General features: G+C 44.3%; 26 protein-coding genes. 23 read left to right on the top strand and 3 right to left on the bottom strand.

All coding sequences use genetic code 11. The features are described from left to right. Positions 1–38: 38 nt before the first annotated feature. The 4 genes from ABMB67_RS06825 (at position 39) to ABMB67_RS06810 (ending at position 4,227) form a co-directional block, all read left to right on the top strand. Complete coding sequence (locus tag ABMB67_RS06825; RefSeq protein WP_354571467.1) at positions 39–917, top strand: substrate-binding periplasmic protein; 879 nt, start codon at positions 39–41, stop codon at positions 915–917. A gap of 140 nt (positions 918–1,057) precedes the next feature. Further along, a complete protein-coding gene (locus ABMB67_RS06820) occupies positions 1,058–1,714 on the top strand; it encodes an amino acid ABC transporter permease (RefSeq protein ID WP_251223207.1) in 657 nt (218 codons plus the stop codon). Between the two features lie 25 nt (positions 1,715–1,739). Further along, positions 1,740–2,501, top strand: a complete 762-nt coding sequence (locus ABMB67_RS06815) for an amino acid ABC transporter ATP-binding protein (protein ID WP_354571466.1) — start codon at positions 1,740–1,742, stop codon at positions 2,499–2,501. A gap of 331 nt (positions 2,502–2,832) precedes the next feature. Continuing rightward, the gene (locus ABMB67_RS06810; RefSeq protein WP_251223205.1) at positions 2,833–4,227 is read left to right on the top strand and encodes an L-cystine transporter; all 1,395 of its coding nucleotides are present in this window, start codon (positions 2,833–2,835) and stop codon (positions 4,225–4,227) included. Between the two features lie 352 nt (positions 4,228–4,579). Here ABMB67_RS06810 and ABMB67_RS06805 read toward each other — a convergent pair whose 3' ends face one another. Continuing rightward, positions 4,580–5,809, bottom strand: a complete 1,230-nt coding sequence (locus ABMB67_RS06805; RefSeq protein ID WP_251223277.1) for an MFS transporter — start codon at positions 5,807–5,809, stop codon at positions 4,580–4,582. 261 nt (positions 5,810–6,070) lie between these two features. Here ABMB67_RS06805 and ABMB67_RS06800 point away from each other — a divergent pair, with 261 nt between their 5' ends. The 9 genes from ABMB67_RS06800 (at position 6,071) to fosM (ending at position 12,651) form a co-directional block, all read left to right on the top strand. Next, on the top strand, positions 6,071–6,661 hold the full coding sequence (locus ABMB67_RS06800) for a YdeI/OmpD-associated family protein (RefSeq protein WP_251223204.1): 591 nt from the start codon (positions 6,071–6,073) through the stop codon (positions 6,659–6,661). A 695-nt stretch (positions 6,662–7,356) separates the two neighbouring features. Further along, positions 7,357–8,505 carry an FAD-dependent monooxygenase gene (locus tag ABMB67_RS06795; protein ID WP_251223203.1) on the top strand — a complete coding sequence of 383 codons (1,149 nt, stop codon included), beginning with the start codon at positions 7,357–7,359 and terminating at the stop codon, positions 8,503–8,505. 156 nt (positions 8,506–8,661) lie between these two features. Further along, a complete protein-coding gene (locus ABMB67_RS06790; RefSeq protein WP_354571465.1) occupies positions 8,662–9,225 on the top strand; it encodes a hypothetical protein in 564 nt (187 codons plus the stop codon). A gap of 234 nt (positions 9,226–9,459) precedes the next feature. Continuing rightward, positions 9,460–9,789, top strand: a complete 330-nt coding sequence (locus ABMB67_RS06785) for a PadR family transcriptional regulator (protein ID WP_251223201.1) — start codon at positions 9,460–9,462, stop codon at positions 9,787–9,789. Then, positions 9,786–10,460, top strand: coding sequence for a DUF1129 family protein (locus ABMB67_RS06780; RefSeq protein WP_251223200.1), 675 nt, complete (start codon positions 9,786–9,788; stop codon positions 10,458–10,460). Before ABMB67_RS06785 ends, ABMB67_RS06780 begins: the two co-directional genes overlap by 4 nt. Positions 10,461–10,662: 202 nt before the next feature. After that, positions 10,663–11,001 (top strand): hypothetical protein, encoded by a 339-nt coding sequence (locus tag ABMB67_RS06775; protein ID WP_354571464.1) that lies wholly within the window; start codon positions 10,663–10,665, stop codon positions 10,999–11,001. A gap of 84 nt (positions 11,002–11,085) precedes the next feature. Further along, positions 11,086–11,223, top strand: a complete 138-nt coding sequence (locus ABMB67_RS06770) for a hypothetical protein (RefSeq protein ID WP_354571463.1) — start codon at positions 11,086–11,088, stop codon at positions 11,221–11,223. A gap of 32 nt (positions 11,224–11,255) precedes the next feature. Continuing rightward, the gene (locus ABMB67_RS06765; protein ID WP_354571462.1) at positions 11,256–12,224 is read left to right on the top strand and encodes an arsenic resistance protein; all 969 of its coding nucleotides are present in this window, start codon (positions 11,256–11,258) and stop codon (positions 12,222–12,224) included. 4 nt (positions 12,225–12,228) lie between these two features. After that, a complete protein-coding gene (fosM, locus tag ABMB67_RS06760) occupies positions 12,229–12,651 on the top strand; it encodes a FosM family fosfomycin resistance protein (RefSeq protein ID WP_354571461.1) in 423 nt (140 codons plus the stop codon). A 77-nt stretch (positions 12,652–12,728) separates the two neighbouring features. Here fosM and ABMB67_RS06755 read toward each other — a convergent pair whose 3' ends face one another. Continuing rightward, a complete protein-coding gene (locus ABMB67_RS06755; RefSeq protein ID WP_354571562.1) occupies positions 12,729–13,592 on the bottom strand; it encodes a LysR family transcriptional regulator in 864 nt (287 codons plus the stop codon). A gap of 113 nt (positions 13,593–13,705) precedes the next feature. On the opposite strand from ABMB67_RS06755, the gene ABMB67_RS06750 reads away from it, so the two are divergent. Then, positions 13,706–14,911, top strand: coding sequence for a YbfB/YjiJ family MFS transporter (locus ABMB67_RS06750; RefSeq protein WP_354571460.1), 1,206 nt, complete (start codon positions 13,706–13,708; stop codon positions 14,909–14,911). Then, on the top strand, positions 14,892–15,095 hold the full coding sequence (locus tag ABMB67_RS06745) for a 2-hydroxymuconate tautomerase family protein (RefSeq protein ID WP_251223194.1): 204 nt from the start codon (positions 14,892–14,894) through the stop codon (positions 15,093–15,095). The genes ABMB67_RS06750 and ABMB67_RS06745 overlap by 20 nt, the downstream gene beginning before the upstream one ends. A gap of 92 nt (positions 15,096–15,187) precedes the next feature. Here ABMB67_RS06745 and ABMB67_RS06740 read toward each other — a convergent pair whose 3' ends face one another. Beyond that, positions 15,188–15,787 (bottom strand): Uma2 family endonuclease, encoded by a 600-nt coding sequence (locus tag ABMB67_RS06740; RefSeq protein WP_354571459.1) that lies wholly within the window; start codon positions 15,785–15,787, stop codon positions 15,188–15,190. A 188-nt stretch (positions 15,788–15,975) separates the two neighbouring features. On the opposite strand from ABMB67_RS06740, the gene ABMB67_RS06735 reads away from it, so the two are divergent. The 8 genes from ABMB67_RS06735 to ABMB67_RS06700 all read left to right on the top strand — a co-directional run bounded on the left by ABMB67_RS06735 (position 15,976) and on the right by ABMB67_RS06700 (position 23,004). Beyond that, positions 15,976–16,449, top strand: coding sequence for a DMP19 family protein (locus ABMB67_RS06735; protein WP_354571458.1), 474 nt, complete (start codon positions 15,976–15,978; stop codon positions 16,447–16,449). A 264-nt stretch (positions 16,450–16,713) separates the two neighbouring features. Further along, complete coding sequence (locus ABMB67_RS06730; protein WP_354571457.1) at positions 16,714–17,301, top strand: YitT family protein; 588 nt, start codon at positions 16,714–16,716, stop codon at positions 17,299–17,301. Positions 17,302–17,453: 152 nt separating this feature from the next. Next, positions 17,454–18,836 (top strand): dihydropyrimidinase, encoded by a 1,383-nt coding sequence (hydA, locus tag ABMB67_RS06725; protein WP_354571456.1) that lies wholly within the window; start codon positions 17,454–17,456, stop codon positions 18,834–18,836. A 31-nt stretch (positions 18,837–18,867) separates the two neighbouring features. After that, on the top strand, positions 18,868–19,572 hold the full coding sequence (locus tag ABMB67_RS06720) for a FadR/GntR family transcriptional regulator (protein ID WP_354571455.1): 705 nt from the start codon (positions 18,868–18,870) through the stop codon (positions 19,570–19,572). Between the two features lie 126 nt (positions 19,573–19,698). Next, positions 19,699–20,550, top strand: coding sequence for a hypothetical protein (locus tag ABMB67_RS06715; RefSeq protein ID WP_354571454.1), 852 nt, complete (start codon positions 19,699–19,701; stop codon positions 20,548–20,550). Positions 20,551–20,601: 51 nt separating this feature from the next. Further along, complete coding sequence (locus ABMB67_RS06710) at positions 20,602–21,384, top strand: ABC transporter ATP-binding protein (protein WP_354571453.1); 783 nt, start codon at positions 20,602–20,604, stop codon at positions 21,382–21,384. Continuing rightward, positions 21,374–22,168, top strand: coding sequence for an ABC transporter permease (locus tag ABMB67_RS06705; RefSeq protein ID WP_354571452.1), 795 nt, complete (start codon positions 21,374–21,376; stop codon positions 22,166–22,168). The genes ABMB67_RS06710 and ABMB67_RS06705 overlap by 11 nt, the downstream gene beginning before the upstream one ends. Beyond that, entirely contained in the window at positions 22,168–23,004 is an 837-nt protein-coding gene (locus tag ABMB67_RS06700) for an ABC transporter permease (protein WP_354571451.1), read from the top strand. The genes ABMB67_RS06705 and ABMB67_RS06700 overlap by 1 nt, the downstream gene beginning before the upstream one ends. Positions 23,005–23,023 lie beyond the last annotated feature (19 nt).

The raw sequence follows: 23,023 nt of genomic DNA, 5'->3' as shown, positions 1-23,023 counted from the left end.
ATTGATTTTCGGAAAATGTTAAAGGGGTGAACGGTTTTATGAAAGGAAATGGACAATTCCACGTTGCATTTGTCATGTTTATCATGATTTTATTGTTAGCTGCATGCGGTTCAAGTTCAACAGAGGGAGGAACAGGCTCCACTGAACAAGAGGGCAATGATTCAGAAACAAGCGGACAGGAAGTGAGTGAGCAAGAGGGTGAAGCGGAAGGGAAATTAGCGGAAATACTGGAAAGAGGGTCGATTATTATCGCCACGAGCGGAAACAATGCCCCGACCATTTTTCCTAATGAGCAAAATGAACTTGTTGGCATTGATGCGGATTGGGCGCAAATCATCGCCGATCATTTAGGTGTCGAGATTGATTGGAGACGGATGGACTTTAAAGGACTCATTCCAGGGGTAACCGCAGGTAATTTTGATATCGCGATGTCCGGCATCAATGTGACGGAAGAGCGGCTCGAAGCTCTCTATTTCTCAGATCATTATGCCTTTGACGAAGTGGTGGCTGTTTTTCCGGAAAGTACAACGGATATTCACAGTCCGGAAGACATTACGGATCGCGTTGTCGGGGTAGTAGCCGGTTCAACGAACGGGGAAGCGCCGGCAGAAGAAATTGGGGGATACAAAGAATTAAAGTCCTATCCAGGGCTTGCGGAAGCATTGCATGATTTGAAAAATGGCCGGACTGAAGTCGTCATCACAGGAAAAATGTTAGCCGGGCATTGGATTCAAACAGAAGGAGAAGGATTTACGACGTCGGAAGAAGGATTAAATGGACGAGAAGTGGCTGTCGCGTTGAACAAAGGAGAAGACGATCTAAAAGCTGCGATTGATGAAGCGATTCAAAACGCCAAAGAGCAGGGGAAATATGAAGAAATTGCTGAAAAATGGCTTGGAACGACTTTCTCAGAATAAGGATATGCGGTCAAATTAGAAGAAACATGGCGGTGGCTCCGTTCTGCGCAACCTTTGCTCACTGCTTTAAGTCCGGAGCACAAGGGGAACGTTTGCTTTTGTTCCGGGCTCCTTATAAAAACATCTAGGGGTGAGTCTGAATGATTCAATGGGATATGGTGATTACCTATTTACCCGCTCTGTTGAAGGGAGCATTAGTCACAATAGAAGTGTCCCTGCTAACTTTAGTGATTGCCACGATAGCGGGAACATTTATGGCATTGATGAGGATGTCCAATAACCGTTTTATTCGGACTTTTGCATTTATTTATGTTTGGATTATGCGCGGAACGCCGTTGTTACTAATTTTATTTTTTGTATACTATGCGTTTCCGAGCTGGGGGATAACCTTGCCCGCTTTTGCTGCGGCCGTTCTTGCGATGTCGCTTAATTCCACCGCTTATAAATGTGAAATTATCCGTTCGGGAATTAGCGCCATTCCGAAAGGTCAGACGGAATCGGCGATTGCAATAGGGATGTCGTACTGGCAAGTATTCAGACGAATTATTCTTCCGCAGGCTACGAGAATTGTTCTCCCTCCATATATGAGTAACGCCATCTTGTTAGTGAAAAATTCAGCGTTAGTTTCGGTTATAACGGTTAGTGATTTAATGCTGAACAGTCAACAGATTTACAGTGCGACATACAGACCTGTTGAAATACTTGGCACAGCTGGTGTCCTCTATTTAATTATGACAAGCTGTCTGATGCTCTTTCAAAATTGGGCAGAAAAGAAATTATCTTATTATTCCAGATAGTACTTTTATATGGGGAGTGAAATAAATGGAGCCCTTATTGAAAATTGAAGGACTGAGCAAATCGTATCATGACCTGGAAGTGTTGAAAGGAGTTGACTTGACGGTCAACAAGGGGGAGGTCATCGCGATTATCGGGCCGAGTGGCACGGGGAAAAGTACATTGCTTCGCTGCATTAACTTTTTAGAGGAGCCAACGGCAGGTATCGTTTCAATTGGTGAAGACAAAGTGGAAAGTCTCCCTCAACATAAGAAGCAGCGAACGTTTCATCCGGATATTACAAAATTGCGGACGAAGGTAGGGATGGTATTCCAGCATTTTAACCTGTGGCCACATATGTCGGTGCTGGAGAACGTGATGGAAGGTCCGACATTAATTAAGAAAAAGCCGAAAGCGGAAGCGCTGGAACAGGCTAAGTATTTATTGGACTTAGTGAAGATGGGCGATAAAGCGGATCAATATCCGTTGAGTTTGTCGGGAGGCCAGCAGCAGCGCGTTGCCATCGCCAGAGCGCTGGCGATGGAACCGGAGTTAATGCTTTTTGATGAGGTGACATCCGCCTTAGATCCGCAGCTTGTCGGAGAAGTGCTGGAAGTAATGACAAATCTGGCAAAAAAGGGAATGACGATGCTCGTTGTCACCCATGAAATGCGATTCGCCGAGAACGTGGCGACGAGGGTTATTTTTATGAATGAAGGGAAAATTGCCGAGGAAGGGACACCGGAGAAAGTGTTTCACAATCCTGACAATCCAGCGACTAAGTCGTTCCTGTCATTTTCTAAGCAGTAATGAAATAGAAGATTCCGCTAAACGGTTTTTGTCCATATTCTACGGACAGAGGCCGTTTTGTTTGCTAGTGCGACCCCTCCCTTGTTCAATTAATATACTAGTAAATTAAATGGTTTGGTAGAGAGGAAGAGAGACTTTAGAATGAATCGTTGTTTTTGAAATAAATGTCGTTGAATCGTCATATATTTCAATGTGAATCCACTTGAATTCGATGGGGGATTTCCGGCTTTTTCTTTTTATCGAGCATTATTCTTACTTTACCAATTGGTTTTTGTGTATTATAGTTATAGATGCTCATTATTATAAAAAAGCTTTTAGGGAGGAGAGCATTTTGGATACATTTCTTATTGTTATCAATATCGCTGTCTTTTTACTTTTGATGGCCGGACTTTATACGCTGCAAAGGAAGCATGTGAAGTTCTCAAAACGGGTCTTTGCGGGGCTGGGGCTTGGGATCTTGTTTGGACTTGTCATTCATCTGTTATACGGCACGGCGTCTAATGTCACGGAAACGACCATTCAATGGTTGAACATCATCGGCTCCGGCTATGTCAGTTTGCTGCAAATGATTGTAATGCCATTAGTATTTATTTCGATTATCGCAGCATTTACGAAAGTCAATCTTTCAAAGAACCTCGGCAAAATCAGTTTTTATGGGATCGGAATTTTATTAGTCACAACAGGAATTGCCGCGGCAATCGGGATTGCTGCGACGTTTGGCTTCGGCCTCGATGGAATGGAATTGCAGGCGGGAGAGGCTGAGCTGGAGCGAAATGAGGCGCTTACCGATCGAGTGGCTGATGTTGAAAGCATGACGATCCCCGAGCAGATTCTTTCTTTTATTCCAACTAATCCATTCGCGGATTTGGCAGGATCGCGTTCTACTTCGACGATCGCGGTGGTGATTTTTGCCTCGTTGATCGGAATGGCGTACTTGGGGGTAAGACGGAAGCAGCCTGAACAAGCAGAGTTGTTTACAAAAATCATTGATTCCTTATACGCCATCGTCATGCGGCTTGTGACATTAATCTTACGGCTTACACCTTATGGGGTGCTGGCGCTGATGACAAGGGTCGCTGCTACGAGTGATTATGGTTCAATCGTCAATTTAGGCAAATTTGTTGTCGCTTCATATGTTGCGCTGATTGTGATGTTCCTCGTTCATTTACTGATGATCAGCTTGGCGAAATTAAACCCTGTTACGTATGTGAAAAAAGGATTGCCGGCCTTAACGTTCGCCTTTACGTCACGTTCAAGTGCGGGGACGTTACCGCTTAATATTAAAACGCAAACGGACGGCTATGGTGTCTCGCCGGGGGTGGCGAACTTCGTCGGTCCGTTCAGCTTGACGATTGGTCAAAACGGATGCGCCGGTATTTATCCTGCGATGCTGGCTGTAATGGTGGCGCCGACTGTCGGAATCAATCCGCTCGATCCCGGGTTCATCCTGACATTAATTCTTGTCGTCATCATCGGCTCTTTTGGAGTGGCAGGCGTTGGGGGCGGGGCGACATTCGCGTCCCTGATCGTACTTTCTGTCTTAAATCTCCCTGTCGCGATCGTCGGCTTATTGATTTCAGTTGAACCGTTGATCGATATGGGCCGGACTGCTTTAAACGTCAGCGGCAGTATGACGTCCGGTATTTTAACCGGGAAAATCACCGGCGAGTTTGATGAACAAGTCTACAACGAAAAATCCGGCCTCGATGAAGTGGTTGAAGCGTAAGCCCGGTGTGTGGGGAAGCTGCCTGCATAATATACGATAAGCATTGAAAGAGTAAGATGTAAGATAACATGAGAAACCCGCGAAAGGAGCTGTTCTCATGAATCTTACATCTTTTTTTATATACTGTGTTATCATAAGCTGCTGAAAAAGTACGACTTTTACTTCTTCAATGGCCTCTGTTATTATGAGCTTTACACCAGGTCCGACGAATAGCGTTATTTTATCAACCGTACATAATTGAGGGACGAAGAAAGCGATGGAATATCTATATGGAGCGACAGTCGCTTTTGCTTTATTGCTTATGATTTCAGCGTTGCTGATGGGCATTATTAAATGGTTATCACGCTGCCAGCTAAACATTCGCTGACTCTTTAGGGGAATAAGGGACAAACAGTAACACGATCAGGCCGATCGCAAATAGGATGATTAAGCTGGCGACGCCGAAAGCCGAGCTTCCGGTGAGCTGGGTAATGATCCCGACAAGAAAGGGACCTGAGACGGCGGCAAACCGGCCAAAGATGGTATAAAAGCCGAAAAACTCGTTCGCTTTTTCCTTCGGTACGAGCTGGGCAAAATAGGAGCGGCTCAGTGCCTGAATGCCGCCTTGAGAGGTGGCGACGAGCATTGCCAAAATCCAAAAGTCGGCTGTCGTTTTTAAAAACATCGCATAGACGCAGACGATCATATAAATGATGATCCCTGTATAGAGCATCCTTTTGACGCCGAAGCGATTGGCTAATTTTCCGAATAAGATGGAAAACGGCGCTGCGACAATTTGCACAGCTAAGAGGGCAATGATCAGATCGGTCGCGCCTAATCCTAAATCGGTTCCGTAGGCGGTCGACATGGAGATGATCGTTCCGACCCCGTCGATATAAAAGAAGTAGGCAATTAAAAACAAGAAGATCGTCCGGTATTGCCTGATTTCCTTGAAGGTTTGGCCGAGACGCTTAAAGCTGTTGGCGACAATTCGCGGCTCGGGGTCAATCCCATGCAGCTGCTTGACGTTTTTCAGCATCGGAATGGTAAAGACGAGCCACCACGCAGCCGTAATGAAAAAGGCTGTCCGGCTGGCTCCTGACACCGACAGTGGAATGAACCCCATTTGTGCCGACACAATGATGGCGATGCAGGCGATAAATGGAATCGAGCTGCCGATATATCCTAACGCATAGCCTCTTGCCGACAGTTCATCCATTCGCTCTTTTCCAGTGACATCGACAATATAGGCGTCGTAAAACACATTCGCCCCGCGCGCGCCGAGCGTTGTCAGCGTATAAACGACGAGCAAAAGCAGCCAGTTGTCATCAGGGACAAAAAACAGCGCGACCGTCGATGAGACCCCGATCAGAAAAAAGAAGGTGAAAAATTTCCCCTTCAGCCCTTTATAATCGGCGATTGTCCCTAATATAGGGCCAAGCAGCGCCAACAGAAAAGTGGCAATCGAAATCGTATAACCAAGATAGGCTGTAGAGTCGGCCGAATGAAGCCCGGCATTATCCGCGACCTCTTTATAATAAATCGGAAAAATAGCGGTGACGATAATTAGAAAATAAGCGGAATCGGCCCAATCATACATCATCCAGCTTTTTTCCGCCTTCGTGTATTTGCCCACTGCCGTCCCCTCCTTTATCTAGTAGTCTACTTTAGTCGGAAAAGGATGTATAGATTGCTGGATAAATTTTACTGGATTTTACAAGTGATTTACGTGTTTTTTACATCTGTTCACGGTCGAATGGTCCGAGGTCTGGTGTGTTGTGACGCTTTAAGGGTTCTTTACATTGCTATGTCCGCTAGGTAAGATGAAAGGAAAGGATCGAAAAAGGAAATAGGAGTGTTCCTGATGGCCAATAGCGAACGAAATCCAAAGGTTGATGATTATTTACGCAAAGCAGACAAGTGGAAAACGGAAATGGAAAAGCTGAGAGCGATCGTTCTGACCTGCCCGGTCGAAGAGGAAGTGAAGTGGGGCAAGCCTTGCTACACTGTAGCAGGAAAAAATATATGCATCATCCAGCCATTTAAAGAGTATGTCGCGTTGATGTTTTTCAAAGGAGCGTTGCTGCCTGATCCTCACGGCGTGCTGATTCAAATGACGGAAAATGTGCAGGCGGCGCGCCAACTGCGATTTACCAGCCTTGGGGAGATCGTCGAAGCGGAGTCAATTCTAAAAGCATATGTTCATGAAGCGGTCGAAGTGGAGAAAGCCGGTTTGAACGTGCCTGCTGAAAAAAAAGAACTCGCTCTTCCGGAAGAATTACAGCATAAATTTGCGGAACTGCCGGAGCTGCAAACGGCTTTTGAAGCATTGACGCCAGGACGGCAAAGAGCCTACGTGCTTTACTTCACCGGGGCGAAGCAAGCGAAAACCCGGGTGGCCCGGGTTGAGAAATACGTAAAGAAAATTCTTGATGGAAAAGGATTGAATGAGTAGAGCGAGACATGCGTTTGCACTTTCCTGGTAAACGATGCCGGCTGAGGGGTTTCGCGAGCCTGCAGCCCCAAAGTGCCGTTTGCGGAAACTGTGTCGGCAGGCTTTTTCTCAAGCATTGATTTATAAGCCTGTTTTCAGAGCCCGGGACAGAAGTCAAAGCTGGAAAACAGAGCGGTGGCTCTATCTACGCCTGTTTCGAGCTTAGACAAGAGGGGAAAGTGCCCCTTTAGTCTAAGCTCTTTTTTCATTTGGACACTAATTTTTTACGGATAAATAAGTATTGCAGTCTTCACATAAAACGTCATCTGCATGATGGCTTATGACTTTATCTAAAATTCCGACCCGTCTCTTACCTTCAGGGGGCATGGTTAATCTTACAACTAATTTGTCACCGGTTTTGATCGTTCTGGAACAATTCGAACATGTTAACTCTTTGCCTCCTATAGCTTTTTTTAATTTGCTCAAAAACATAGATAGATCATCCTCACGACTTTATTTTTTCTTTCGCCTAAAATCACACCATCATCATCAATAGAGAATCAGAACTTTATCTTCATTTTATCACTTCTGCTAAACGTGATTGCCAATGAATGCTTGGTGCCGGTCTTCTTTCGCTCAGAAGCGTTGCGGGCTATTGCTTTTATTGTCATTCTCCAGGACAATAGTGGCAAAAGCGTGGCGGGGAGATGGAGCGGATGATAAAGGAGATTATCATAATTGGCGGGGGGATCGGCGGACTTTCTGCCGCGCTGTTGTTGGAAAAGAGAGGTTTTTCTGTACGCGTATACGAAGAGGCCTCCTCTATTAAAGGGGCCGGGGCAGGGATTGGCATTGGCTCCAATGCGATTCGGGCTTTGGATGAGGCGGGTATCGGAGAAACGATTCTGGAGATCGGCAATGTTTTGGAAAAGCAAGTCTTTCTGAATGGACGAGGACGCAAAATGACGGAATTAAATTTTTCCTTGATTGACGAACGATTTGGTGCGAAAAATATTACGATCCACCGGGGAGAGCTGCTTCGCATGTTGCAGCAGGCGCTTCCTGCAAAAAGCATCCAGTTGAAGAAACGATGCATCGATTTCAAGCAATCCAAAGACAAAGTTGAAGTCATATTTGAAGACGGCTCGAAGGATGAAGCAGATTTTGTTATCGCCGCTGATGGCATTCACTCTTTTTTTCGCCGGAAGCTTGTGCCGGGCTCCGTTCCACGCTATGCCGGCTATACATGCTGGCGCGGTGTCGTCGCGAATAAAGGAAGAATCGAGCAGCATAGCGCCGCTGAAATGATTGGGAGGGCGTGCCGCTTCGGTATCGTTCCGTTGAAGAACGAGCAAATTTATTGGTTTGCCTGCATCAATGCCGGACAAAAGGACCCGGCGCTTAAAGGCGCTCGAAGTAAGGATGTCGCCCGGCTGTTTCAAAAATTTCCTCAGCCGGCAGTCGATTTGATTCGGGAAACGCCGGATGACGAATTACTTCATCATGACATTCTCGACATTCGTCCGTTGAAATCCTTTACCTTTGACCGGATTGCGCTTTTAGGAGATGCTGCGCATGCGACAACACCGAACATGGGCCAGGGAGCAGGCCAAGCAATCGAGGACGCCATCGTTCTCACAAATGCGTTCATCAAAGCGAAGACGATCGAGCAGGCCCTGCATTTCTACAATGAAAAGCGCGTTAAACGTACAGCGAAAATTATTACGATGTCACGCCAAATTGGAGCGGCTGCCCAAGCGGAAAATCGTTTCCTCGTGAAGCTGCGCGATGCCGTTTTTACGATAACGCCCCCGAGACTGCTTCATAAACGGTTTCAGTTTTTGTATGATGTTGATTTTGAATAACGAAAATAGGCTATTCGTGATACAATTAAGATAACTAATTAGGCTTTGTGTTTGCCCGAAACCAGGACATCATCATTGAGTTTATAAGTATAAACAGGAAGAAAAAAGAATTGATTTGAAGAACTGAATGATAAAAATATGAAAGGAATGAACGAAGTGAGTGATGAACTGCTAAAGCAAATTCTCACTGCAGTAAATGAGTTAAAAGAGCAACAAGTAAGTACAGACCAAAATATAAGCGCGATATGGAAAGAAATGAAAGGGTTCAAAGAGCAACAATTGAGTACAGACCAAAGTATAAGCGCAGTTTGGGAAGAAATAAAAGGGTTAAAAGATCAGCAATTGAATTCAGACCAAAATGTAAGTGCAATGCGTGAGGAAATGAAAGGATTCAAAGATCAGCAATTGAGTACAGATCAAAATGTAAGTGCAATGCGTGAGGAAATGAAAGGATTCAAAGATCAGCAATTGAGTACAGATCAAAATGTAAGTGCAATGCGTGAGGAAATAAAAGAAGTAAAAGACGAACAAGAAAAAATGAGTAAGAAAGTGGATAAGATCGAGAAAACCTTGGATTACAACACGCAAATGACAGAAAAAACGCTGGAGTACGCCATGAATATCGATAAATACCAGCATGATCATGAATGGTATGTAACAAAAAAAGTCATGCAACATGACAAGGAAATTTTGCAGATTAAGGATAAATTAAAGATGTAGCCGTTTGGAATCCTGGACAAAAAAGTGTTTATCGACGAATGATTATCTTTATTCCAATTTACAAACGAAAAATTCTTGAAAAAAGAAACCTAATTTGATAGAGTAAAGATAAGCTATTTTGCAATGCAAGGTAGCTTTTCAAAGACTGACTATATTGTTATACAAGATACTTGAGAGGGACGTATGTCCTTTCTCTTTGCGTCACTATATTGCAATGCAAGGTAGGTGAAGGGCTTGTCGGTACGAAGCCAATTGTTAAAAGGGATTCTCGAAGGATGTATTCTCGCTGTGATTTCAAAGGAAACGATATATGGCTATGAGCTTACGATGAAGCTTCATGCCTTGCGTATCGAAGTAAGTGAAGGCTCGATTTATCCTATTTTACTCCGGCTTCAGAAGGAAAAGCTAATTGTCGGAGAAATGAAGAAATCACCGAGCGGACCAAACCGTAAATATTACACATTGACGGAAAAAGGCGAGGAAGCGCTGCAGGACTTTAAAAGGCATTGGGGGCAATTAAAAGGCCCCGTCGATAAACTGCTGGGAAAAGGAGACGAAGAATGATGCGGGTAAAAGAGCTGATCGAAGAGAACAATCGAAAGCGCGAACTGTTACACAAGGAAAATGAAAATTATTATGAGGGACTGTTGCTATATATCCGAACGTCATTTAATAAATCGGAGCAGGAAACGGAAGAAATCTTAATGGAAGTGCTCGACCACCTCCTTGAAGCACAGGAAGAAGGACGGACAGCCGAAGAAGTATTTGGAGATGATCCAAAGGCATACGCCGAGGAAATTGTCGGCGAGCTGCCAACAGCGATGCCGAAAGAGATCGTAAAGATACTTTCCATGATGGGCTTGATCTTTTTAGGCGTTTTCTCTTTTTCTACAGGGCTGTTGGCGACCATCCTCAGTTACGGCTTCGATATGGGGGACACGATTTATCAATTTTATTTAGGGAGCTTGGCCGTCAGGGTGGCTGGTTCGATTCTCGTCGCCTATCTTTTGGTTGAAGGGGCATTAAGGTATATCCGCTGGTCTGCTTTTCGGTCGATAAATAGAAAAAAAGAATTTATCCTCTTATTTTTGCTCGGTGGAGGAGCATCGGGGATTGTGATAGCCGGCCTTTATCTTATGCCTTCGTTTGGTGTTCCTTTCGAATTTCCTGTTTACTGGCTAATCCCGATTGGAGTTGTCTTATACGGAGCTGGGAAATGGGTGGGGAAGAAGTGATGAAATCAAAATAATGAGGAAATCTAACCAGAGTCGATATGAAGCAAAGAATCAGGATCATCCTAGAAAACATGCAGGAAATCGGTATTTAACCTGTAACGATTGCCGGGAACCGGGAGTCGATGAATGAGCAGGAAAGCTGTGGAATTCAAGCGGATAATGCGGTAAGCTTCAAGAAAGAGAGTCGAAATGGAGGGGTATGATGAAGTCGTTTCTGTATTCCTTGCTGCTTTCAGCCGGTTCCTATGTCTTCCTTATTCTTTTGGCGGTGGTTACAGCAGGTCAGGCCGGGCTTGTGCAAATGGCCGGGTTTATCGCAGCGGTTATTTTTTTCTTGTCAGCTGTTCCGTTTCATCGGGCGTTGTACCATGGGAGCAGGGGTGCAGAGCCGACGTATACAGCTTACGTGCCGCCTGATGAACATTTGCATGAGCGAATGGCGGCACGGCACAAAGAACCGAAAAGCGCCGCAAGATCCATTTTGCTGTTTGCCGCGGCAAACAATCTCATCATTACGATCATTCTAGCACTTATTTTTTAACGCTCATCTGCTCTTTCCAGGATTGCCCGAGACCTTAGTGAAGTGTTGTGTCATCAAACGGCTGAAGCGAGGGTTTACGCTGATGTGGCGCATCAGGAAGTGACCGGGCAGGCGCCTATCAGTCTGGCAATATCTAAGGAAGTAACAAGGGATGTAGCTGATCCTGTAGCAGAAACGCCGGTTGCAGGAGGCGCGCCGCCATCAAGGCTCTGCGCAATTTAAACTGAACAGCATGAAAGGAGAGAGATGGCCGGATGAGCCTCATTGAAAAGTGGTACTCGGTGCTAATTTTGGCGGCGGTCCTCATTGGATTGAGCCTCGGCCAATTCGAATCGATCAGCGCTCATGCCGAGCTGGTAATTATGCCGTTGCTGGTAGTGATGCTCTATGTGACTTTCTTGCAAATTCCGTTCAGGGATATCACGAAATCAGGTAAAAACGTCACGTTTACTATAACGGCATTATTGATTAATTTTGTATGGACACCGCTGTTCGCCGCCGCTTTGGCGTTCGTATTTCTGGCTGATCACCCGGCGATCTTTATCGGCTTTATGATGCTGATGGTGACGCCGTGCACGGACTGGTACTTAATTTTTACCGGAATCGCGAAAGGAAATGTGGCGCTTTCGACAGCGATCCTTCCTTTAAATTTAATTGTGCAGGTTATTTTGCTGCCGGTCTATTTGCTCGTGTTCGGAGGCGCGACCGGTGTCATTGAGCTTTCGCTTTTCGTCGAAAGTGTCACTATCGTGTTAGTCATTCCATTTGGTTTAGCGTTATGCACAAAAGCTTTTCTAAGGCAGAAGCGTCAACTGGCAGATCAGCTGTTAGCAAGGGTCAGCACGCTGCCAATCGTGTTTCTCTGCCTGGCGATTGCGGCGATGTTTGCTTCGCAGGGAAGGGTGCTGCTGGCGAACCTCGATGTCTTATGGTACATGATCCTTCCGCTTTTCTGCTTCTTTCTCGTAAACTTCATCATTAGTCAAAAGGTCGGTCAGCTGATGAAGTTCTCCTATAAAGACCGGGCAAGCTTAAGCCTAACAACATTAGCGAGAAATTCCCCAATTGCACTGGCGATTGCGATGACGGCGTTTCCCGATGAACCGTTAATCGCCTTAACGCTCGTAATTGGGCCGTTGCTCGAGCTGCCCGTTCTCGCTTTCGTGGCGCAGCTTTTGTTATCGCGAAGGAAAAACGAAGTAGAAAATGATTTTCTGAGGTGAGAGGATGTCGATCAAAGGAATCAATCATCTTTTGTTTTCTGTGTCTGATTTAGAAAAGTCGATTGAGTTTTATAAAAATGTCTTTGAGGCGAAATTACTGGTCAAGGGGAGAAGCACCGCCTATTTTGATTTGAACGGGATGTGGCTTGCTTTAAATGTTGAAAAAGATATTCCGCGCAATGAAATAAACAAATCGTACACCCATATTGCTTTTACAGTCGATGAAGCAGAGATTGATTCTTTATACAAAAAGCTGGTAAAGCTCAATGTGACGATTTTGCCGGGGCGCCTGCGGGATGAAAGAGACAAGCGCTCGCTATATTTCACCGATCCGGATGGTCATAAATTTGAATTTCATACAGGGACATTACAGGATCGCCTTGCATACTACAGACAGGATAAACCGCATATGGAATTTTTTGATTGAATACGATGTAGGACAAAATCCAGGCTGCTAAAAAAGTGAACCTTCACTTTTTAGCAGCCTGGATTTCTATCCCCAACTTAGAGCATGAGAGAGAGGTTCATAAATTCGCGCAAGGAAGCGGACAGATGCTGATCTTTGCGGTAAATGAAGAGCGTGTTGACCTTGCCGAATTGTCGTGGAATAGGGTGCAGCACCAATTGAGTTGCTTCGCTATGCTTTTCGACGACGCTGCGCGGAAGCAGGCTGACCCCGAGCCCGGCTGAGACGCAGCCAATAATCCCGTCGAGTGTGCCAAGTTCCATCATCTTTTCCGGAATCACCCCTTCATAGCGCAGCCAGTCCTCGAAGCGGGCCCGGTATGAACAGCCGTTGCGAAAGACGAGAATGGTTCGGTTTTCGATATCTCGTAAAGAAGAGAGAGGCTGATGGTGCGTATCAGTGAGAAGCACAAGCTCCTCTTCAATCACCGTTTCGCAGGCGAGATCGGGATGCTCGACGGGCCCGGCAACAAATGCGCCGTCAAGCTCATAGTGAAGCACGCCTTGAATGCTCTGTTCGGTCGGTCCGGTTTTTAAGGTCAGATCAACAGCAGGATGCTGGCGGTGAAAGGTTGAAAGCAACGCTGGCAAGCGGGCCGCGGCCGTCGTTTCCATCGAACCGATCGTTAAAGAGCCTTGTGGCGTTTGATCATCCCTCATGACGCTTTCCATTTCTTCTAAAAGCTGAAACAGTTCATCTGTATAGGAAAGGAGTAATTTTCCTTTTTCTGTTAAGGTCGTACCGCGGTTATGGCGATAAAAAAGCGTCGTTTGCAAGGTCGCTTCCAATTGGCGGATTTTGGCGGTGAGATTTGATTGTGCGTAGTTGAGCTCATTTGCCGCCCTGGAAATACTGCCTAATCTGGCAACAGCCTGAAAAAATCGTAATGCCTGAAAATCGATTGGAATCCCACCTTTCCTATTGATATATAAAATACAGATAGCGGAATATATATTTTACGTATTATACCATATAGCAGAAAACAGGTAAGATAAAAAAGAACGGAGGTGAAAGAGTGACGAAGCATCCTTTGCTCCTTTTGACAGGAGGCATTTTTGCCTTAATTGTTGCGATGGGAATTGGGAGATTTGCTTATACCCCGCTTCTTCCCTTGATGCAACAGGCGCTTTTCTTTACGGATGCAGACGCCGGCTATCTTGCTTCAAGCAATTACGCCGGCTATTTAATCGGAGCCTGTTTAGCAGGAGTGCTTCCTTTGGCCAAAAGAAAAACCTTCTATGTCAGGTCCGGCCTGGTTGTCAGCATTGTGACGACGCTCAGTATGGGGCTGACCACTTCCTATTTTCTGATGCTGCTGCTACGGCTTGCTTCCGGAGTGGCGAGCGCGTTGATTTTTGTGCTTGCTTCAAGCATCGTGCTCGATAAGCTGGCAGCAACGGGGAGAACGAGCTGGTCGGGTCTGTTCTATTCAGGAGTCGGGCTTGGAATCTTTTTCTCTACCTTATTTATTCCCGGCTTGCATCATCTGTTTGATTGGCAGGGAGTCTGGATTGGACTGGCGGCTGTCAGCGTTCTTCTCGCGCTTTTCATTTGGCTGTGGCTCAAAGATTCACCGGGCCCCGCGACGAAAAGGGAACAGCAAATCAGCGCCGCGCCCGCGCCACCCCGTAAGTGGCTGCCATGGTTAATTGCCTCCTATGGGTTGGAAGGACTCGGCTATATCGTAACAGGAACGTTCATTGTCGCGATTGCCGCCAATACGCCGGCCTTTAATGGTGACGCGACAGTTGTCTGGACGGTTGTCGGTTTAGCGGCGGTGCCATCCTGCATCATCTGGTCGATGCTCGCGAAAAAAACGGGCTATAGCAAGGCATTGATGATGGCGATGGTTCTCCAATCCGTGGGAATTGCCCTGCCTGTCTTTTCCTTGTCGCAAGTCAGTCTACTCATCAGCGCCTGCCTGTTTGGCGCGACGTTTATCGGCATTACGACATTGGCAACGACATTAGCGAGGCAAATAAGTCTGACAAACAGCAATCGCGTCATTGGCTATTTAACGGCGGTTTATGCCGGAGGCCAGATGATCGGTCCGACACTTGCCGGCATCCTTTCCTCATACACGGGGAGTTATCATTCAGCTTTAATCGGAGCTGCGAGCGCTGTCTTCCTCGGTGCGCTCCTGCTTGTCGGCGGAATTCGATACGATCAGGCAACTACTCATAATGAAAGGGGACATTTGCATGCCATATATAAACATTAAAATTACGAAGGAAGATGTAACACAAGAGAAAAAAGCGGAGTTGATCCGCGGAGCGACGCAATTGCTCGTCGATGTTTTAGGAAAAAATCCGAATACGACAGTTGTGACGATTGATGAAGTTGAAACGGATAATTGGGGGATCGCCGGCGAAACCGTAACGGTTCGTCGAGCAAAAGGTCAATAGCATAAAAAGGAGTATCCGGGCGGGCTGTTCGATTCGGCCCGCCTGTCTTTCTGTTGTAAAAGTAGCTGAGGGAAGAGCGCCGCCTGCTGCTTCTAAGAAGAGCCGCCGCGCGATTTTTTGATCGTCAGCACGTCTTTTACGACGAATGAGGCACAAGCAATTCGTTCAGAAAAAACAGTATCGTCCTGCGCAAAAAAGTTCAGCAGCTGGTAGCGACTTTCTTCTTTACGTAAGCCATATTGTTCAATTGTCAGGTTGGCATGATCGGCAATCCAGTATTCAGCTACGCCGAAGCGGGCATACGATTCCAGCTTTTCGGTCCGGTCCTGTTTCGCTGTGCTCGGTGAGATGATTTCAATGACCAGATCGGGCGGTCCGACGATAGCATGTTCTTCAATAATATGTTCACGACTTCTGTGGATCAGTAAAATGTCCGGCTGCCTTGTCTCTTTTTCAGAGAGAACGACGTCTATTGGGGCATCGAAGATAATGTACTCTGATTCGCATGAGTCTGTCAGTGTTCGCTCAAGCTTGTGACTGATACGCTGATGGGTCGTGCTTGGAGAAGGCTTCATTTCCAGGACACCATTAATGATTTCATACTGGTTTCCATCTTCAGGCAAGCGGTAATACTCGTCAATTGTCCAATTGTTTTCTTTAATACGCACCGGCTGAGGTTTTTTCTTTGTCATCTCCTTAGTCCTCCTTATTTTTCGATCATTTGCCCCGCGAAGCTATTCTGATGAAAGTACTCCAGTTGCTGTCATTATATAATAATGCTAAACCGGATGAAAAGCGGATTACCGGTATTTTCGTGCGATAGTTGGCTTGTGTGAGGTATGATGGAAGCAGGATTTATCAAGAACAGGAGCGTGGGTGGATGAAGAAGCCGAAAGTAAACAAAAAGGAAGTAAGGCAGCCTGAAGAAATCTGGAACGCGGTGATTGCAGCGCTTGTGGAATATGAGTATCCGACAGAAAGTGAGGCAGTCAATGAAGCGTTCAATCTGTTTCACTACTACTCCGGGATGGAAAGCGGCGGCCATGAAGGCTTCCTTTCAGCGGCAGAGGATATGATTGAAGCGGTAGGAAGTGAGCATTATTTTCAGGAGCTGATAGCCGCGCTTGAGAAGATTGGCGCTCATGACTGTGCGCGAATTGAAAAAGCATATGGGCAAAAATTATGGAGCTTGTATCAAGCGCTCGAACATGATGAAAGCGAAGAAGATCCGTTTTACAGGCTAATTGAAAAAGCCGATGAGGAATATGGCCGACTTGGCGGGAAGCTGGAGCAGATGCTGGAAGGTTACTTTATAAAGCAGCGTGCTGATTTTATCGATGTGGTGGAGAAGTGACAGTGCTTTAAGGCCCGAGGGAAAAGGAGGAATTCAACCTTTTGCCCCGGGCCTTCTTTGATGATTCCTCCCGGATAAACGTCACTTCTACTGAAAACCCATATTTAAAAAGAATGTTAGATAATGAAACAGATTCTTATTTCTATTCAGATTTATCTGATAATATGTGTTTACATTGGTTAGACCATTAGACAATCTTTTGCGGGATAAATTTAATTTAGTTTTAGATGAGGAGATGAAGAGCTGATAAAAAGAGTCATTTTGATGTTTTTGGGAGTTTTCCTTTTTGTAGTAGGGAATATTATTTTTGCGCTTCCAAATGAGATATCACCAGGTGGTATCGTGGGACTCAGCAATTTGCTTTATTATTGGTTTAATTATGATATTGGGGTTTCTTACTTCCTCTTAAACGTCCCTTTATTTATCCTTGCATGGCGGATAAGCAAGCCACTCTTTAATCAATCAATTCTTAGTATGATTTTGTGCTCAATCATGTTGGGATTTCTAGAACCTCTATCTTTCAGTTTAGGAGTGGACAATGTTTGGGCAGGTAGTTTATTGGGAGGACTTATTATAGGGGCGGGGCTGGGGGTGCTCGGATTGACAGACTCCAGTTTAGGTGGTGGATCATTGTCCGGGAAAATGCTGAATATGAAGTTCGGTCTATCGTTCGGCTTAACGACCTTCATGATTGATTCTCTCGTTTTTCCTTTAAGCCTTTTTGTTATAGGAATCACAAATACGTTTTTTTCCATTATTCTTGCGTTTTTTAGCTTTATGGGCATAGTAGTTATTGATTTCTTAGCTGGGAATGTTCCTCAGATAAAAAAATCAAAAGTCATTGCCAGATAAAATTGGAGGAGTGGGAAACATGAAAGCACTGTTTTTAAAGCCGGGATTACTTTTCTGGAAAAAGGACATGAAGTAATGAGGCTGGGGCCGATCGGCGAGATGTTCATGCTGGTCAGCAATTTGAGCGAGAAAAATTGTAAAGGGGGAGCATCATGGTTACATTGATTCAAAACGGGACCGTTGTAATGGAGGACGGCGTACAAAAAGCAGATATTCTAATAGAGGGAGAAACGATCAAAGAGATAGGGGCGGACCTCGATAGAAATGTTGATATTGACAAGCGAATAGATGCTGACGGTTGCTATGTTCTGCCTGGAGGGATTGATGTACACACTCATCTCGATTGGAACTTTGCAGATATGAAAACAGCAGATGATTTTATCACCGGGTCTAAAGCTGCGGCAGTAGGAGGGATTACGTCAATTATTAACTTTACTAACCGTGGGCCGGAGCAAACGCTACTTGAAGACTTAATGGAGTGGAAGGAAAGAGCCAAACCTTGTAATGTCGATTACGGTTTTCATGTCATTATTAATGATTACAATGAAGAAATGCTAAACGACTTGCCGAAACTTCTTAATGAGGGAGTAAGTTCAATTAAGCTATTTATGGCCTATAAGAATGTCTTTATGGTAGATGATGGAACGATGTACGACATTTTAAAAGAGGCAGCTCGCCTAGGCTTTATCACATGTGTTCATGCAGAAAATGGCGATGTGATTGATCGGTTGGTTCAAGAGCATATTGATAAAGGGCTAGTAGACCCTGTATATCACAGTTTGAGCAGGCCACCGGAATTGGAAGCGGAGGCAACGCATAGGGCTATAACAATTGCCGAACTGGTAGATGCTCCTTTATATATTGTTCATGTTAGTTGCTCATTAGCATTGGAAGAGATCAGAAAAGCTAAGAAAAGAGGAAGCAGGATTCATGGAGAGACGTGCCCCCAATATTTAGCTTTAGATATAACAGACTTAAAAAGGCCAGGGCAGGAAGGGGGAAAATATGTCTGCTCTCCACCACTCAGAGAAAAATGGAACCAGGAAAAGCTTTGGCAGGGATTATCAGAAGGGACTCTGTCAACGATTGGTTCTGACCATAGCCCATTTCAGTATGAACAAAAGAAACGTTTAGGAGAGATAAATTTTGCCAGGATTCCAAATGGCGTACCGGTCATAGAAGATCAATATAGCATCGTCTTTCACCATGGCGTGTTGGAAAAGAAAATGGCTTTAAACACATTTGCGGAAATTACAAGTACGAACCCAGCTAAACTATTTGGAATGTACCCAAAAAAAGGAACAATAAAAGTGAACGCTGATGCTGATATTGTCATTCTCAATCCAGATGCACCAAGAATTATCTCGCAAGCTTCCCAAGTTCAGAATGTCGATTATAATGCATTTGAAGGAAAAGAGGTAAATTGCTCGATTGAATATGTTCTATCACGCGGAGAAGTCGTATCAGAGAAGGGCAGCTATATTGGTGAAGAGGGACGAGGGAAATTCATATATAGAAAGCCGTCAAATGGATAAAAGTAATTACTTTCGACATTAGGGAGATATTATGAAACCAATATCTAAAACGAATAGGAAATTTGAAGAGGTCTTATTAAGAATCAAAGATGATATTGTGCAAAGAAATTTACAACCGGGAGACAAACTGTTACCGGAAAGAGAGATGTCAGAGGTCCTTCAGGTAAGCAGAACCTCTGTTAGAGAGGCCTTACGAGTACTCGAATTCTTTGATGTCATTCAATCTAAGCCGGGGGAGGGAACAACGTTAAGAAATCCTCAAGTTACGAAGCTAATTACAAATCTGTATCCGTTTCTATTTGTTCCAACAGAGACATCGCTCGAATTGTTGGAAAGCAGAAAAATCTTAGAAGGCGGGGTTGCGATGCTTGCTTCCGAGAGGAGAAAGCAAAGTGATATAGATCATATGCAATTTGCTTTAGAGAAAATGAAGTCCAGAAATCTTGAGGAGCAGATAAATGCTGATTTAGATTTTCATAAGGCGATGTCCAATGCTGCATATAATAAGACCTTATCTGAAATATCGTTTGTCGTTTCTGATATTGTTACAAGGAATCTCCAATCGAACGGTCTGAAGATGTATTCTTTTCCAGAAGTTTCAGAGGAATTGTATAAGCAGCATGCCAGCATTCTCGAGGCAATTATGGAAGGGGATGGTGAAAAAGCAAAGAAAGCTCTCGAACAAAATCTCGACTATAGTATTGAAATCATTAAAATGCTCGATGGAAAGAATTGAGTTTGTGGCAAAGTTACTAGAGTTAGTATCAAATTATTCAGAATATTTTTTGTTGTCAAAATGGTTAGACCATCAGACCTAGTCGCGGGTTTTGAAGGTAGGTAATGATTAAAGAGGAGGGAGTTAATGTATTATCCTGATGAGAAGTTTTTGAATCAGTTAGAGCAAGTCAGTATTTTGAATGAAGAACTAGTATCCAAGTGGATTGATGAAACGGTTGAAATCGTGAAAGCACTGCTTCCTGATTCTTCCCCCTTTAAAGGAAGTGAACTGCTATTTAATCTTGCTTTTATAGATCCTGAATCAGCTCCTCTGGGAAGGTGGATGGGGTGTTATCCAGAGATGAAGATGGATAAGGCGCAGCTCACGGTTATCCCGGACTGGTCGTTCTTTTTATATCAACTCTACCTTTCTCTGCAGATTGATGGGATGGACGTGAATGTTTTGAAGAAAGCGCTATTGGATCAATCCCGGCTACGAATTGGAATCACAAATGATGTTTTTCAACCGTATGCTCCTCTTCCAGAAGGCTACAGTATGCTCAGGCACCATTCTTTGATGTTGTTTCTGGCTGTTGAATGGCTTCCTGAGGAGTCTCGAAAAAACTGGCAGGAGATTTGCAGTGTGGCCGGACGTTACATGGCTAATTATTTATCTGATTTTCCAAATCCGCTACAAGTGTTGACGGAGGTGGAGGACTCCGCAGCTCAATTTATGCGGGAAACGGCATCTGCATCTTGTACAAAAGCAGGCTTAGTTAAACTTATGAATATTAGTTCAGTGAGGGAGACCACTCAATTGTATTTTGCGGCAACCTGTTTTGGCATCGATGTGTTATCCAAAGCTTTCCTTAAGCAGGCTCGGGACAATCGAGATGAATGGCTGAAAAATGAAATTGAAAATGAATTGATAAAACCAGACTATTTAAATGCAGAGATATTATCCTATTTACAGGGGGGCTATGCAGTAAAGGTTTAATCCGTAAAAGACTAGTAAAGTGTAACGTAACTTTAGAAAGGAGTGGATAGGGTGGGATCTGAAATTGTGATTGACCAAATAGACATGGAATTTCTGGCGCAGAACGAAACAATCAAGGCTTTAAGCAATATTAATTTAAATATTCCCGCGGGAAAAATTGTTTCATTATTAGGTCCGTCCGGCTGTGGGAAATCAACGTTAATAAGGCTAATTTCGGATTTGCTAATACCGACTGGTGGAAAAATTGTCGTCGATGGCAATGAAGCCAGACAAGCGCGGTTAAATAGAGATTTCGGTATTATCTTTCAAAAGCCTACTCTTTTAGAATGGCGTTCTGTCTTGGATAATGTTGCCCTGCCTCTTGAATTTTTAAAAACGAATAAGAAAGAGCGCAAAAACATCGCAATGGAGCAGCTTCGAATAGTAGGTTTAGAGAAATTCGCCAAGCACTATCCTTGGCAGCTGAGCGGGGGAATGCAACAGAGAGTAGCAATCGCCAGAGCTCTTACTTATGATCCTCCTATTCTATTAATGGATGAACCTTTTTCAGCATTAGATGAGTTCACTAAAGAAAAGCTGCATTTAGAAGTAATAAGAATACAGGAACGAACAAAGAAAACGATTGTTTTCGTTACTCACAGTATTCCCGAAGCTGTTTTTCTTTCTCATCGCATCATTGTTCTCTCTGCCCATCCGGGTCGGGTAAATCATATTGTCGACGTTGAGTTTTCGGATTCGGCTAGAACACTTTCCATCAGAGATGACCTTCAGTTTCATGATTATGTGTCGCAGGTGAGGAACTGTTTCAATGGAGGGGCAATAGATGAGGGTTAGGTTACCAACAAAAGACACCTTTTATTGGTTGGCGGGGTGCTTACTTCTTTGGGAATTAGCAGCTTGGTCAATCCGGAATGTGATTCCAGTAGCAAACCCGGAAACAAAATGGCCGTATTTATTTGAAGTAGTGATATATAGTATATCTAATGTTCCTACATTGGCACAGCAGGGAAGCATTACTTTCTCAAATGCTTTACTGGGGTTTAGTATAGGTGCTCTTGTCGGTATCATTTTGGCTCTGTTAATGAGCTTGTCTCAAGTTTTTGAAAAAATTGTAACCCCCTATATTATATCTTCGCAAATGATACCAATTATAGGGTTGGCTCCTATCGTCTTTGGTATTGTCCGGGATGCCGAGTTATCAAGAATACTGATGGCAGCCTATGTTACGTTTTTTCCAGTAACAATTAATATGTTATCCGGATTATACGGTGTGAAAAAGGAGGAACAGGAATTATTTCGCTCTTACGCGAGCTCGAAATGGTTCTATTATGTGAAATTGGCTATTCCTTCATCCTTGCCTCATTTATTTTCGGGTCTTAAGCTGGCGGCTCCATTATCGATGACTGCTGCGATGGTGGTTGAATTAATGGGGGCGCAAGATGGGATAGGAGTAGTAATGGTTAGTAGTTTATATTATGGTTCTTCTCAATCTAATATGTTTTGGGCGACGGTTCTAACCAGTGCGCTAATTGGCATGCTGGCTTATCTCCTTATCTCGCTATTGGAGAAAATGATTACTCCTTGGCAACCAGAGTTTAGAGGAAAGGAGAGGGAATAATGAAACTAGATCATCAAACGATTGCAAAAGTGAAACCCGTTGCTAAGTTTCCAGCCTTGGAATGGATTAAACGTAACCATATGAAATTTTATCCAGTGCTTGTCGGGCTTCTCTTTTTAATCATGTGGCAGGTGAAGCTTTTTCATAAGCTATTCGGGCTGGAACTTTATCAGTTGCCGATTCCATTAGATATCATACGGGAAATTCGAGTGGAATCAGATATTTTGCTTTTATATGCAGGCTTTACTGGAATTGAAATTTTGGGAGGGTTCCTGCTCGGCTCTTTTTTAGGATTTGTTCTAGCTGGCTTTGCTTCCTTTTTCCCTCATAGTGGTCGGGGCGGGGTCGCGCTTGTCGCAACACTAAATGCAATCCCGATTGTCGCGCTGGCTCCCATTATGAATAATTGGTTCGGTGATGGCGTTCTGTCAAGAATTGGTATTGTTACTGTGCTGACAATGGCGACAATGTGTGTCAATGCTTTTAAAGGGATGACTTCAATCGACAAATCCTATTTTGAATTGGCTAAAACGTACGCAGCGAGTAAATGGGAGATTTTCATAAAAATCAGGTTGCCCCATAGTCTCCCCAATATAGTAGCCAGTTTAAAAATCAACATGACGACAAGTATTATTGGTGCCATAGTTGGGGAGTTTTTTATCGCCTCTAGAGGTCTAGGCTATTTACTCTCTGATCAAATAAAGCTAGGAAATATGCCATTAGCCTGGGCTTGTATTACACTCGCTGCAATGATGGGCATTATTCTCTACTATCTTGTAGATCGACTGGAGCTAGTTCTCATGCCGTGGAAACGAAAATCACAACGAAGTTACTAACTTCCAAAAGGAGAAGATA

Source organism: Halalkalibacter oceani (genome assembly GCF_040544555.1).
Lineage (GTDB): Bacteria > Bacillota > Bacilli > Bacillales > Bacillaceae_D > Halalkalibacter > Halalkalibacter oceani.
This window is presented reverse-complemented; position numbering and strand designations above follow the sequence as displayed.

Excerpts from the sequence above, each read along its gene's own strand:
- ABMB67_RS06780 (WP_251223200.1), top strand. The coding sequence starts at position 9,786 with ATGATGCGGGTAAAAGAGCTGATCGAAGAGAACAATCGAAAGCGCGAA.
- ABMB67_RS06795 (WP_251223203.1), top strand. The coding sequence starts at position 7,357 with ATGATAAAGGAGATTATCATAATTGGCGGGGGGATCGGCGGACTTTCT.
- hydA (WP_354571456.1), top strand. The coding sequence starts at position 17,454 with ATGGTTACATTGATTCAAAACGGGACCGTTGTAATGGAGGACGGCGTA.
- ABMB67_RS06825 (WP_354571467.1), top strand. The coding sequence starts at position 39 with ATGAAAGGAAATGGACAATTCCACGTTGCATTTGTCATGTTTATCATG.
- ABMB67_RS06745 (WP_251223194.1), top strand. The coding sequence starts at position 14,892 with ATGCCATATATAAACATTAAAATTACGAAGGAAGATGTAACACAAGAG.
- ABMB67_RS06820 (WP_251223207.1), top strand. The coding sequence starts at position 1,058 with ATGATTCAATGGGATATGGTGATTACCTATTTACCCGCTCTGTTGAAG.
- fosM (WP_354571461.1), top strand. The coding sequence starts at position 12,229 with ATGTCGATCAAAGGAATCAATCATCTTTTGTTTTCTGTGTCTGATTTA.
- ABMB67_RS06740 (WP_354571459.1), bottom strand. The coding sequence starts at position 15,787 with ATGACAAAGAAAAAACCTCAGCCGGTGCGTATTAAAGAAAACAATTGG.
- ABMB67_RS06805 (WP_251223277.1), bottom strand. The coding sequence starts at position 5,809 with ATGATGTATGATTGGGCCGATTCCGCTTATTTTCTAATTATCGTCACC.
- ABMB67_RS06720 (WP_354571455.1), top strand. The coding sequence starts at position 18,868 with ATGAAACCAATATCTAAAACGAATAGGAAATTTGAAGAGGTCTTATTA.
- ABMB67_RS06730 (WP_354571457.1), top strand. The coding sequence starts at position 16,714 with ATGTTTTTGGGAGTTTTCCTTTTTGTAGTAGGGAATATTATTTTTGCG.
- ABMB67_RS06705 (WP_354571452.1), top strand. The coding sequence starts at position 21,374 with ATGAGGGTTAGGTTACCAACAAAAGACACCTTTTATTGGTTGGCGGGG.
- ABMB67_RS06735 (WP_354571458.1), top strand. The coding sequence starts at position 15,976 with ATGAAGAAGCCGAAAGTAAACAAAAAGGAAGTAAGGCAGCCTGAAGAA.
- ABMB67_RS06800 (WP_251223204.1), top strand. The coding sequence starts at position 6,071 with ATGGCCAATAGCGAACGAAATCCAAAGGTTGATGATTATTTACGCAAA.
- ABMB67_RS06700 (WP_354571451.1), top strand. The coding sequence starts at position 22,168 with ATGAAACTAGATCATCAAACGATTGCAAAAGTGAAACCCGTTGCTAAG.
- ABMB67_RS06815 (WP_354571466.1), top strand. The coding sequence starts at position 1,740 with ATGGAGCCCTTATTGAAAATTGAAGGACTGAGCAAATCGTATCATGAC.
- ABMB67_RS06775 (WP_354571464.1), top strand. The coding sequence starts at position 10,663 with ATGAAGTCGTTTCTGTATTCCTTGCTGCTTTCAGCCGGTTCCTATGTC.
- ABMB67_RS06765 (WP_354571462.1), top strand. The coding sequence starts at position 11,256 with ATGAGCCTCATTGAAAAGTGGTACTCGGTGCTAATTTTGGCGGCGGTC.
- ABMB67_RS06715 (WP_354571454.1), top strand. The coding sequence starts at position 19,699 with ATGTATTATCCTGATGAGAAGTTTTTGAATCAGTTAGAGCAAGTCAGT.